The 11,701-nt window shown below is 76.3% G+C and carries 13 protein-coding genes; 4 read left to right on the top strand and 9 right to left on the bottom strand.

Annotated features, from left to right (window positions below):
- Window positions 1-388: metallopeptidase family protein (locus V9U69_RS17580; protein ID WP_337063150.1), on the top strand; the 388-nt coding region annotated here is incomplete at its 5' end.
- Between the two features lie 68 nt (window positions 389-456).
- Here V9U69_RS17580 and V9U69_RS17575 read toward each other — a convergent pair.
- Complete coding sequence (locus V9U69_RS17575; protein ID WP_242125018.1) at window positions 457-720, bottom strand: WhiB family transcriptional regulator; 264 nt, start codon at window positions 718-720, stop codon at window positions 457-459.
- A gap of 388 nt (window positions 721-1,108) precedes the next feature.
- Here V9U69_RS17575 and cofD point away from each other — a divergent pair, with 388 nt between their 5' ends.
- Complete coding sequence (gene cofD, locus V9U69_RS17570; RefSeq protein WP_442907811.1) at window positions 1,109-2,128, top strand: 2-phospho-L-lactate transferase; 1,020 nt, start codon at window positions 1,109-1,111, stop codon at window positions 2,126-2,128.
- Window positions 2,128-3,159 (top strand): coenzyme F420-0:L-glutamate ligase, encoded by a 1,032-nt coding sequence (cofE, locus tag V9U69_RS17565; RefSeq protein ID WP_337063151.1) that lies wholly within the window; start codon window positions 2,128-2,130, stop codon window positions 3,157-3,159. The genes cofD and cofE overlap by 1 nt, the downstream gene beginning before the upstream one ends.
- Before the next feature lie 99 nt (window positions 3,160-3,258).
- On the opposite strand, the gene V9U69_RS17560 is transcribed toward cofE, so the two are convergent.
- Window positions 3,259-4,197: a polysaccharide pyruvyl transferase family protein gene (locus V9U69_RS17560; RefSeq protein WP_442907808.1), complete on the bottom strand. Its 939-nt coding sequence runs from the start codon at window positions 4,195-4,197 to the stop codon at window positions 3,259-3,261.
- Between the two features lie 17 nt (window positions 4,198-4,214).
- Complete coding sequence (locus V9U69_RS17555; RefSeq protein WP_337063147.1) at window positions 4,215-5,198, bottom strand: DNA-3-methyladenine glycosylase family protein; 984 nt, start codon at window positions 5,196-5,198, stop codon at window positions 4,215-4,217.
- A gap of 170 nt (window positions 5,199-5,368) precedes the next feature.
- On the opposite strand from V9U69_RS17555, the gene V9U69_RS17550 reads away from it, so the two are divergent.
- Entirely contained in the window at window positions 5,369-5,761 is a 393-nt protein-coding gene (locus tag V9U69_RS17550) for a GNAT family N-acetyltransferase (RefSeq protein ID WP_337063146.1), read from the top strand.
- Window positions 5,762-5,777: 16 nt separating this feature from the next.
- Here the strand turns inward: V9U69_RS17550 and V9U69_RS17545 are convergent, their stop codons facing one another.
- The 6 genes from V9U69_RS17545 to V9U69_RS17520 form a co-directional block, all read right to left on the bottom strand.
- Window positions 5,778-6,041: a hypothetical protein gene (locus V9U69_RS17545; RefSeq protein ID WP_337063145.1), complete on the bottom strand. Its 264-nt coding sequence runs from the start codon at window positions 6,039-6,041 to the stop codon at window positions 5,778-5,780.
- 114 nt (window positions 6,042-6,155) lie between these two features.
- Window positions 6,156-7,205 (bottom strand): ABC transporter ATP-binding protein, encoded by a 1,050-nt coding sequence (locus V9U69_RS17540; protein WP_337063144.1) that lies wholly within the window; start codon window positions 7,203-7,205, stop codon window positions 6,156-6,158.
- Window positions 7,202-8,227 carry an ABC transporter ATP-binding protein gene (locus V9U69_RS17535; RefSeq protein ID WP_337063143.1) on the bottom strand — a complete coding sequence of 342 codons (1,026 nt, stop codon included), beginning with the start codon at window positions 8,225-8,227 and terminating at the stop codon, window positions 7,202-7,204. The genes V9U69_RS17540 and V9U69_RS17535 overlap by 4 nt, the downstream gene beginning before the upstream one ends.
- Window positions 8,224-9,132 carry an ABC transporter permease gene (locus V9U69_RS17530; protein WP_442907810.1) on the bottom strand — a complete coding sequence of 303 codons (909 nt, stop codon included), beginning with the start codon at window positions 9,130-9,132 and terminating at the stop codon, window positions 8,224-8,226. Before V9U69_RS17530 ends, V9U69_RS17535 begins: the two co-directional genes overlap by 4 nt.
- A gap of 44 nt (window positions 9,133-9,176) precedes the next feature.
- Window positions 9,177-10,118: an ABC transporter permease gene (locus V9U69_RS17525; protein ID WP_337063141.1), complete on the bottom strand. Its 942-nt coding sequence runs from the start codon at window positions 10,116-10,118 to the stop codon at window positions 9,177-9,179.
- Entirely contained in the window at window positions 10,115-11,647 is a 1,533-nt protein-coding gene (locus tag V9U69_RS17520; RefSeq protein WP_337063140.1) for an ABC transporter substrate-binding protein, read from the bottom strand. Before V9U69_RS17520 ends, V9U69_RS17525 begins: the two co-directional genes overlap by 4 nt.
- Between the last annotated feature and the right edge of the window lie 54 nt (window positions 11,648-11,701).

Here is an 11,701-nt window from a genome sequence, read left to right as displayed (position 1 = left end):
CCACGGCCGCGGCCCGCGCGGGCCGCTGCTGCCGGCGTCCCTGCCGGCGGCGCGCACGCGCGCCGAGCGCTTCGACGACCTGGTCCTGGACGCGGTGGAGCTGCTGGAGCGCCGCTGGGCGGAGCAGCTGGCCTCCGTGGAGTTCGCCGTGGAGGACGTGCCGCCCTCGGACCCGGCCCCGTGGGAGGACGAGGTGGTGCCGCTGGGGCGGCTCTTCCCCGCGGACGGCTCGGGGCCGGCGCGGGTGGTGCTGTACCGGCGCCCCATGGAGACGCGCGCGAGCGGGGAGGACCTCGACGACCTCGTGGCGGACGTCGTGGTCGAGCAGGTGGCGCACCTGCTGGGGGTGGACCCCGAGGAGGTGGACCCGCGCTACGGCGGCGACTGACGCCGGCCCGTCCGGCCTGGCGCGACGGCGGGCCCGGGCGAGCGGTGCCCTCGGAACGAGCGGTGTCCTCAGACGACCTGGCGCTTGAGGCGGCGGCGCTCCCGCTCGGACAGCCCGCCCCAGATGCCGAAGCGCTCGTCGTGGGCGAGGGCGTACTCCAGGCACTCCTGGCGCACCTCGCAGGACTGGCACACGCGCTTGGCCTCCCGGGTCGAGCCGCCCTTCTCGGGGAAGAACGCCTCCGGGTCGGTCTGCGCGCACAGGGCCAGCTCCTGCCAGCCCGGGTCCTCCGGCGTCAGGCCCGAGAGCCCGGTGGGCGGCGGTGCCACCACCGGGTCGGGCAGGGAGGTGATGAGCCGGAGCTCGGGGCGGACGCTGCCGCCGTCCTCGTCGCGGTGCTGGACGTCGATCTCCACTTGGCGGCCCCCACAGCCTCGGTGTGTCACTACCGGTGACGCGACGGTCACGCTGGACCACCACTGGTGGAATTACACGCGTGTCGTCCCCGCTAGTCAAGCCCACCGTGGTATCACCTGAGCCCCCGCCACCTCAGCAGTCACTCCCGCCCCGCCTCGAGGGGTGCGCCGGCCACCCGTCCGGCGCAGCGCACCGCCCGTCCGGGTGCACGCCCGCACCGCCCGCCCGGGGGACCGGGATGATGGGGCGGTGAGCTCCACCACTCCCGTCCCCACCCCCGCGGGCGCCCCCGGCGCCACCCCCCTGCGCGTCACGGCCCTCGCCGGCGGCGTGGGCGGGGCCCGCTTCCTGCGCGGCCTGCTGGCCGCGCTGCGCTCCAGCCCCGACCCGGCGCGCCGCGGGGCGCAGCTCACCGTCGTGGTCAACACCGCCGACGACGTCACCCTGCACGGGCTGCGCGTCAGCCCCGACCTGGACTCGGTCATGTACACCCTCGGCGGCGGCATCGACGAGGAGCGCGGGTGGGGCCGCGACGACGAGACGTACGGCGTGGCCGACGAGCTCGCCCGCTACGGGCAGAGCCCCACCTGGTTCACCCTCGGCGACAAGGACGTCGCCACCCACGTCGTGCGCACGCGCCTGCTCGCCGAGGGCCGCACCCTGACCGAGGCGACCGAGCAGCTGTGCCGGCGCTGGCGCCCCGGTGCCCGGCTGCTGCCGATGACCGACGACGTCGTCGAGACCCACGTCGACCTCGCCCCCGTGCCCGAGGCCGAGCGCGCCGCCCACGACGGCGAGGCCGGCGGCCGGCGCGTGCACTTCCAGGAGTGGTGGGTGCGCCTGCACGCCGCCGTGCCGGCCCTGGCCATCGAACCCGTCGGCGCCGCCGCGGCCCGCCCCGCCCCCGGGGTGCTCGAGGCGCTGCGCGACGCCGACGTCGTCGTGCTGCCCCCCAGCAACCCCGTCGTCTCCATCGGCTCGATCCTCGCCGTGCCGGGGATCCGCGACGCCCTCGTCGCCACGGCCGCCCCCGTCGTGGGCGTCTCCCCCGTCATCGGCGGCGCGCCCGTGCGCGGCATGGCCGACGCCTGCCTGAGCGCGATCGGCGTGCCCACCACCGCCGCCGCGGTCGCCGGCCTGTACGCCGACCTCCTCGACGGCTGGCTGATCGCGGAGGGCGACGAGGCGCCCGCCCCCGGCCCGCGCCCGCTCGCGGTGCGCCACCGGCCGCTGCTGATGAGCGACCCGGCCGCCACCACCGCCCTCGCCGGGGCCGCCGTGGACCTCGCGCTGGAGCTGGCCGGGCAGGTGGTGCCCGCGTGATGCGCTCCACCACCAGCCTGCAGGTCGTCGGGATCACCGGGGTGGGCGAGGTCGGCGCCGGCGACGACCTCGCCGGCATGCTCGTCGACGCCCTGCACGCCCAGCGCGCCTCCCTCCTCGACGGCGACGTCCTGGCCGTCTCCAGCAAGGTCGTCTCCAAGGCGCGCGGGCTGACCGCTCCCCTGGAGGACCGGGAGGCCGTCATCGCCGCGCAGTCGGTGCGCACCGTCGCCGCGCGGCGCACCCCCACCGGGCTGGCCAGCGTCGTGCAGTCCGCGGCCGGGCCCGTCATGGCGGCCGCCGGGGTGGACGCCTCCAACGTGGCCGACGGCACCGTGCTGCTGCTGCCCGCCGACGCGGACGCCGAGGCCCGCGCGCTGCGCGCCGGCCTGCGCGAGCGCACCGGGGCCGACGTCGCCGTGGTCGTCACCGACACCGCCGGACGGGCGTGGCGGGAGGGTCAGACGGACTTCGCCCTCGGCGTGGCCGGGCTGGCGGTGCTGGACGACCTGCGCGGGGAGCTGGACGCGTCCGGGCGCCCGATGAGCGTGACCGCGCGCGCCATCGCCGACGAGGTGGCCGCCACGGCGGACCTCGTCAAGGGCAAGACGGACGGGGTGCCCGCCGCGCTGGTCCGCGGCCTGGCCGACCGGGTCTCCCCCGACGACGGGCCGGGCGCGCGCTCGCTGCTTCGCCCGGCGGCCACCGACTGGTTCCGGCTCGGGCACGTGGAGGCCGTGCGCGCCGCGATCGGCGCCGGTGCCGTGGACGCGCCCCCGGTCGTGCCCGGACCGCTCGCCGAGCGCCTGGCGCGCGCGGCGGAGGTCGCGCAGGCCGGCGGGACGGGCCGGTGCCTCGTCAAGGACGACGGCCGGGGCCCGCTGCTGCGGCTGAGCGCCGACGACGCCTTCGACCTGGGCGCGCTCGCGCAGCGGGCGCTGGCCGCGCTGTGGGCGGAGGACCTGGCCGGGGCCGTGGAGCGCGACGGTGCGCGCGACGCCCTGGTGCGCGTCTCCGCCCCACCCGCCTGACCCTTCCCCTCCCCCTGGGCGGAAACCATCGTTTCCGCCCCCGCAGCGGCCTTCCCCGGGGCGGAAACGATGGTTTCCGCCCCGGGATGCCGGGGCGGGTCAGGGGTGCAGGGCCGCGGCGAGGGCGTCGAGCTGGCCTGCGCCGGCGGCGGGGGCCTCGGCGCGGGCCCGGGCGGCGGCCGCCCGGCCGGCGCCGGAGGTGCACCAGGCGAACTGCTCGTCCAGCGCTGCGGCGCCGTCGCCGGCCAGGACCTCCTCGGCGGCCAGCAGGCCCGGCCAGCCCCACGCGCGCGCCTGCGCGCTCACCTTGCCGCCGCCGGCGACCGGGTCCACCGCGAGCGCCGGCACCCCGGCGCGCAGCGCGAGCACCAGGCCGTGCAGGCGGGTGGTGACGACGACGTCGAGGCGGGAGACCACTGCGAGGACCTGCTCGGCGGTGGCGGGCAGGCGCCGGTCGCGCGGGTCGACGCGGGTGTCCAGCTCCAGGCGGGCCACGTCGAGCCCGCCCAGCCAGCCGGTGAGGGCGTCGGCGACCTCGTCGTGGCGCCGGCGCGCGCCGTACTCGCCCTGCCCGCGGGTCAGGTAGGTGCCGACGACGGGCAGGTCCGCGACGGCCGGGCGGGCGGCGAGGTCGCGGTCGGCGGCGGCCCCGGGGGCGTCGCGGGGCACGACGGCGTGGAAGCCGGTGACGGCCGGGTCGGCGGGGTCGAGGACGGAGACGCCGACGGCGAGGCGGCGGGCGTCGGGGAAGCGCTCGTGGACCTGCTCGACGGGGCGGCCGGTCAGCGGCCCGCACGCCCACACCACGTGCGTGTAGGCGGCCGGGTCGACGTGCAGCACCTCGTCGGCGTCCTCGTAGAGCACGCCGCCGCGCGGGCCCTGGGCGAGCAGCACGGCGGGGCTGAAGGCGAGGTCGACCTCGGCGCCGTCGGCGCGCAGGCGCTGCGCGACGGCCTCGGTGCTCAGCAGGTCACCGGCCGTGGCCTCGCCGTGCAGGACGCTGGACCAGCCGATGAGGAGCACGCGCACGCGGTGCATCCCACCAGCCGGGCCGGTCAGCCGCCGCGGCGGGGTCGGTGGGCGCGCAGGGCGCGGTTCGGGGTGTGGGTGGGCAGGGCCGCGCGCGGGCCGCGGCGGGGCCGGCGCGCCCCGGCGAGCACGAGCAGGCGCTGCACCCGGTAGCGGTGCCCGCGGTAGCACTCGATGACCTCGGCGCAGCCGGCGTCGTCGAGGACCTCGCCGGTCAGGGCCCAGGAGACGTCGGCGGCCACGTGCAGGTCGCCGAAGGAGAAGGCGTCGGGGTGGCCGTGGGCGCGGGCGCGCACCTCCGCGGACGTCCACACGCCGATGCCGGGCAGGGAGCGCAGGGCGCGGTCGGCGGCGGCCTCGTCCATCGCCAGGGTGCGCTCCAGGGCGGCGGCGCGGGGCGCGGCCAGGAGGGTGACCTTGCGACGGCGCAGCTCCACCCCGGCGGCCAGCCACTCCCAGGACGGCACCCGCAGCCAGTCCTGCGGGGCCGGGGGCACCCACACCCCCGCGGGGCCGGGCGCGGGCTCGCCGAAGCGCAGCACGAGGCGGCGCCAGCCGGCGAACGCCTCGCGGGTGGTGACGACCTGCTCCAGCGCGGAGGCCGCCAGCGCCTCGAAGACGGCGCCGGTGCGCGGCTGGCGCCAGCACGGGTGGGCGCGCCAGGCGTCGCGCAGGGCGGTGTGCTCGCGGCGCGGTTCGAACTCGGCGTGGGTGGTGTCGCCGGCGCCCAGCAGCTCGGGCACCCCCTCCAGGGCCCGGGCGGCGCCCGGCCCCCAGGCGCGCGCCTCGACCTCCCCCTCGCGCGGCCGGGGCACCAGGTGCAGCTGGGCGGGGCCGTCGGGGGTGCGGGTGGCGCGGCGGACGCTGCCGTCGGCCTCGCGCCGGAAGGTGGGGTCGTGCGCGCCGCGGCGCAGCACGGAGACGGTGCAGGCGAGGTCGATCTCCCAGCCGGGCCGCCAGCGGCTGACCAGCGGGGCGTCCCCGGCGGTGCGCTGGTCGGCGACGGTCACCCGGACACGGTAGTCAGCCGCGGACCGTGATCGGCACGATCGACGCCGCCTCGCGGGCACCTGCGCCCGCGCGCCCTGGACACCCCGCTGTCATCACGGCGCCGGAGGCTGTTCACTGCACGTGTGAGGCCGACACCCCGACCGGGGTCCCGACCGACAGGAGAGGCACCGTGAGCGCCACCCCCCACCGGACCGCCGTCGAGCCCGTGCAGGACGCGCCGCGGCCCGCCACCGGCGACGGCCCCGTCCCCGGCGAGCTCGTCGTCTCCGACAACGCCGAGCTGTCCCGCTTCGAGGGCCGCGTCGGCGGGGAGCTGGCCGCCGTGGCCGTCTACTCCGCCGCCCCGCGCTTCCTCGTCCTCTCCCACACCGAGGTGCTCACGGGCTTCGAGAGCCGCGGCATCGCCTCCGCCGTCGTGCAGCACGCGATGGACGAGGTGCGGGCCCGCGGGCTGACGGCGGTGCCGCTGTGCCCGTTCGTGTCGCGCTGGATCCAGCGGCACCCGGAGTACTCCGACGTGGTGCAGCGCACCTCCACCCGCGTGCCGCGCGACGAGGACTGAGCGCGGGACCGCCGCGTCAGGCGGCGGCCCTGCGGGCGGGCTCACCCAGCGACAGCCCGGCGATGGAGTCGCACAGGTGCGGCAGCGACTCCAGCACCTCCTCGGCCACCTCCAGCTCCAGCGGGCCGGGGGCCAGCACCACCACGGTCAGGCGCCCCCGGGTGCTGGGCCCCTGGGAGACGAAGCAGCCCGGCATCCGCTGGGCGATGCCCGTCAGGAAGCCGTTGAGCTCACGGATCCCGATCGGCTTGGTGGTCTCGATCTGCACGACGGTCTTCACCTCGTGCTCCTCGGCACGCACCCGCCCCGTCCGCACCGTCCGCGCACCGGACCGCCGGATCGGAGCAGCCGCCGCGCCGTCGACCGGGTGACACCGCGCCGTGCGAGGTGCCGCTCAGGCGCCGGCGCGCTCCTCCGCGGCCACCGGCACCCCCACGACGCCGTGCAGGTGGCAGGCGGCCGTGTGCGCCGGCTCCACCTCCTGCAGCGCGGGGTCCACGTCCGGGCAGGGCGCGAACGCGCGCGGGCAGCGGGTGCGGAAGCGGCACCCGGACGGCACCCGCGTCGCCGACGGCACGTCGCCGGACAGGACGATCCGCTCGCGGCGGCGCTCGGCGGCCGGGTCGGGCAGCGGCACCGCGGACAGCAGCGCCTGCGCGTACGGGTGCTGGGGGCGGGCGCTGACGTCCTCCGCGGCGCCGACCTCGACCACGCGCCCGAGGTACATGACGGCGATGCGGTCGCTGACGTGCCGCACGGCGGCCAGGTCGTGGGAGACGAACAGGTACGTCAGCCCGAGCCGCTGCTGCAGGTCGCGCAGCAGGTTCAGCACCTGCGCCTGGACGCTGACGTCCAGGGAGGCGATCGCCTCGTCGCACACCACGAAGTCCGGCTCACCCGCCAGGGCGCGGGCGATGCCGACGCGCTGGCGCTGACCGCCGGAGAACTCGTGCGGGTAGCGCGAGGCCACCGAGGGGTCCAGGCCGACCAGCTCCAGCAGCTCCGCCACCCGCGCCGCCCGCGCCTCGGTGCCGCGGTGCAGGCCGTGCACCTGCAGCGGCTCGGCGACGGTCTGCCCGACGGTGGTGCGCGGGTCCAGGGAGGCGTACGGGTCCTGGAAGACCATGACGGCGCGCCGGCGCAGCGCGCGCAGCGCCTTCGCCGACAGGGCGGTGACGTCGGTGCCGTCGAACTCGACGCGGCCGGCGGTGGGCTCCACCAGCCGCAGCAGCGCGTTGCCGAGGGTGGACTTGCCGCAGCCGGACTCGCCCACCAGCCCGAGCGTCTCGCCGCGGCGGATGTCCAGGTCCACCCCGTCCACGGCCCGCACCGCGCCGGTGCGCTCCCGGCGCAGGCCCTTGGAGCGCACCGGGAAGTGCACCTGCAGCCCGCGCGCCCGCACCAGGACGTCGTCGTGCGCGTTCCCACCCGCGGCCGTGCTCACGAGCCCACCTCCCCGGCGTCGCGCGCCGCGTCGTAGAACGTCGCCGCCCGGTGCGGCACGGGGCCCCCGCCGCCCCCGCCCACCGCGGTCAGGGGCGGTTGCTCGCCGGCGCAGCGCTCGTCGCCGCGCACCGGGCAGCGCGGCCAGAACACGCAGCCGGGCGGCAGGTCGGTGGGCGGCGGCGGGGTGCCGCCGATGGCGACCAGCTCGCGCGGGCCGCCGCCGTCGCCGTCGTGCAGCTGCGGCAGCGAGCCCAGCAGCCCCTGCGTGTAGGGGTGGGCGGGGCGCTCGAAGACGTCGTCGACGGTGCCGTCCTCCACGCAGCGCCCGCCGTACATCACCAGCACCCGGTCGGCGATCCCGGCGACCACCCCGAGGTCGTGGGTGATCCACACCACGGCGGTGGCGTGCTCGGCCTGCAGCCGCTCCACGAGGTCGAGGATCTGCGCCTGCACGGTGACGTCGAGGGCGGTGGTGGCCTCGTCGGCGATGAGCAGGGCGGGATCGCCCGCCAGGGCGATCGCGATGACGACGCGCTGGCGCATCCCGCCGGACAGCTCGTGCGGGAACCGGTCCAGGGCCGCGCGCGGGTCGGGCAGGCCCACGTCGGCGAGCAGCTGCGCGGCCCGTTCGCGCGCCTCCTTCTTCCCGGAGACCCTGCGGTGCGCGAGCAGCCCCTCGGTGAGCTGCCGGCCGATGCTCAGCACCGGGTTCAGCGACGTCATGGGGTCCTGGAACACCATGCCGACGCCGTCGCCGCGCACGGCGCGCAGCTCCCGCTCGCGCATCGCCAGCAGGTCGCGGCCGCGGAAGCGGGCGCTGCCGGTGACCTCGGCCCGCTTCGGCAGCAGCCCCAGCAGCGCCATCACCGACACGCTCTTGCCGCTGCCGGACTCCCCCACGACGGCGACGGTCTCCCCCGGCGCCACGGAGTAGCTCAGGCCGTTGACGATGTGGGCGGTGCCGCGGGGGGTGTCCATCCGCACCCGCAGGTCCTCCACCGCCAGGACGGGCTCGCTCACGCGCCCACCCCCGCCCGGCGCCGTCGGCGCGGCTTCGCGCGCGCGGCCTCCAGGGCGCTGCGCTGCTGCGGGTCCAGCACGTCGCGCAGCCCGTCGCCCAGCAGGTTGAACGCCAGCACCAGCAGCACGATCGCCAGGCCGGGGAACACCGCCATCCACCAGGCGTCCTCCAGGTAGCTGCGCCCCTCCGAGAGCATCCGCCCCCAGCTGGGGGCCGGCGGCTGCGTGCCCAGGCCCACGAACGACAGCGCCGCCTCGGCGAGCACCGCGAACGCCAGGCTCACCGACGTCTGCACGATGATGGGCGGCGCGGCGTTCGGCAGGACGTGCCGCAGCAGCATCCGGGCGTCGGAGACGCCCACCGAGCGCGAGGCCCGCACGAACACGCTCTCCTTCACGCCGAGGACCGCGGCGCGGGTGACGCGGGCGAACACCGGCGTGTACGTGATGCCGATGGCGATCATCGCGTTCGTGGTGCCGGGCCCGAGGATCGCGATGACCGCGATGGCCAGCAGGATCGCGGGGAACGCGAACAGCACGTCCATCAGCCGCATGAGCACCGTGTCCAGCCAGCGGCCGTAGTAGCCCGCGAGCAGGCCGACGGTGACGCCGACCAGCAGGGAGAAACCCACCGCGACCGCGCCCACCTGCAGCGACACCGCCGCGCCGAGGACCACGCGGCTGAGGACGTCGCGGCCCAGGTCGTCCGTGCCGAACCAGTGCCCCGCTCCCGGCGGCAGCAGCCGCTGCTGCACGTCCACCTCGTTGTAGCCGGTGGGGGCGATCAGCTCGTCGAACAGCGCCAGGACCACCACACCGATCACGACGAGCGTGGCGAACAGGGTCGGCGGCGACGTCAGCAGCAGCTTCAGCGCCGTGGTGAACCGCCCGCGCGCCGGGCGCACCGAGATCCGCCGGGCGGGGACCGCCACCGGGTCCTGGGCGGCGCTCACGCGCTGATCCTCGGGTCGAGCTTGGAGTACAGCAGGTCCACCACCAGGTTCACGAGGAGGAACACGAACGCGAACAGCAGCACCGCGCCCTGCAGGACCGGGTAGTCGCGCGCCTGCACCGCCTGCAGCGCCAGCTGCCCCAGACCGGGCCACGCGAACACGATCTCCACCACGACGACCCCGGAGAGCAGGTACGCCAGCTGCACGCCCGTCACCGTCACCAGCGGCAGCAGCGCGTTGCGCAGCACGTGCCAGTTCAGCACCGCCCGCGGCCCCAGGCCCTTCGCGCGGGCCGTCCGCACGTGCTCGGCGCCCAGCGCCTCCAGGACGCTGGAGCGGGTGAACCTCGTCAGGACGCTGCCCGAGACCAGGCCCGTCGTCACCGCCGGCAGCACCAGGGCGCGCGCCCACTGCAGCGGGTCGTCGCTCAGCGGCACGTACCCGCCGGCGGGGAACCAGCCCAGCGTCCCGGCGAACAGCAGGATGAGCATGATGCCCATCCAGAACTCCGGCACCGAGATGCCGATCTGGCTCAGCACCGTGCCCGCGGCGTCGACGACGGAGCGCGGCCGCAGCGCGGAGGCGGTGCCCAGCGGGACCGCGATGAGCAGCGCCACGAGGATCGAGGCACCCGCCAGGGACAGGGTCGCCGGCAGCCGCTCCAGGATCAGGGCGGTGACCGGCTCGCCGGAGCGGAAGCTGACCCCCAGGTCGCCGGTGACGGCGCTGGAGATCCACTGCAGGTACTGCACCACCAGCGGCTGGTCCAGGCCGGCGCGCTCGCGCAGCGCCTCGTACGTCTCCTGGTCGAACCGGGTGCCCAGCGCCAGGCGCACCGGGTCGCCGTCGACGAGGTGCACGAGCGCGAACACCACGACGCTGACGCCGAGGAGGACGACGACGGACTGCAGCGTCCGCCGCAGCACGAGCCCCGTCACGAGGGCAGTTCCACCTCCTCGAAGTTCACGGCCTTGTCCGGGCGGATCGTGTAGCCGGTCAGGCCGGGCGTCCACGCCTGCACCACGTCCGGGTTGTACAGGTACAGGTAGGACACGTCGTCGACGATCTGCTGCGCGGCCTGGTCGTACAGGTCCTTGCGCTGCTCGCGGTCGGTGGCGACGGCGGCGCGGTTCAGCAGGTCGTCGGTGACGGGGCTGGAGTACCCGTGGAAGTTGTTCGACCCGCCGGTGCGGTGCTGGCCGTCGTAGTAGTCGAACGGGTCGATGTTGCCCAGCCAGCCGAGCATGAACGCGTCGAAGTCGCCGCGGCCCTGCCGGTCCAGCCAGGTCGCGAAGTCCTCCGTCTGGATCTCCACCTGGACGCCGAGCGGTTCCAGCTGGCTGGCGAGCACCTGCGCGGCCGTCACCGTCTCCGGGTACTCGGAGGTCACCATCAGGCCCATCGTGATCGGGGTGGTGACGCCGGCGCCCTCCAGCAGGCGCTTGGCCTCGTCCAGGTCCGTGGTGAAGGGGGCGTAGTCGTAGTACCAGTAGCTGTCCTCGGGGATCGCCGTCTGGTTCGGGCGGGCCGCGTCGAAGCGCGCCGCCTCGGTCACGGCCGAGCGGTCCACCGCGGTGGCGATCGCCCGGCGCACGTCCCGGTCGTCGAACGGCGCCTTGGCGTGGTTCATCGCCAGGTACCAGTAGTCGACGCTGGCGACCTGCCCGAGCTCGACCTGCTCGTCCTCGGCGAGGTCCGAGACGTCCTGGGTGGGCACGTTGTCGGTCCACTGCACCTGGCCGCTGGTCAGCGCGGTCATCGCGGCGGCCGGCTCGGTGAGGAACCGGAACGTCATCCCCGGGAGACTGGCCGGCCCGCCCCAGTGGTCGTCGAAGCGGCTCAGCGAGACCTCGCTGGCGGAGGTGTTCTCCAGCCGGAACGGGCCGGTGCCGACGGCCTGCGTCGTCAGGCTCGCCTCGTCCACACCGGAGGGCAGGATCGCCATGCCCTTGAAGGCGCCGATCTGCGCCAGCAGGGCGGGGGTGGGCTCGGAGACGGTGATGACGACGGTGCGGGGGTCCTGCGCGCGCACGTCGGTGACGGTGGCGAAGCGGTAGGCGTTGGACAGCTGCTGGTCGATGATGCGGTTGTACGAGAAGACGACGTCGTCGGCGTCGAAGGTGGAGCCGTCGTGGAACGTCACGCCGTCGCGCAGCGTGAACGTCCAGGTGAGCCCGTCCTCGCTGGTGGTCCAGTCCGTCGCCAGGGACGGCTGCATCACCTGGTCCTCGGCGCCGGGGACCACGAGGGTGTCGTAGACGTTCTCCAGCACCTGGAAGCTGGCGTACGCGGTGGTCTTGTGCGGGTCGAACTGGTCCGGCTGGGCGCTGATGGCCGCGACGAACTCGCCGCCGCCCTCCCCGCCGGCCTGGCCGGTGCCGCCGGTGTCCACGCCTTCGCCGGTGCTGCAGCCGGCGACGACGATCGGCGTGGCGGCGAGCGAGCTGAGCACGGTGCGGCGGCGCATGGGGTTCCCTCTTCCGCGGTCGACGACGCCCGAGCGGTCCGGCCGCCGGGTCGG

It is taken from the genome of Kineococcus sp. G2 (assembly GCF_037154035.1).
Taxonomy (GTDB): Bacteria; Actinomycetota; Actinomycetes; order Actinomycetales; family Kineococcaceae; genus Kineococcus.
This window is presented reverse-complemented; position numbering and strand designations above follow the sequence as displayed.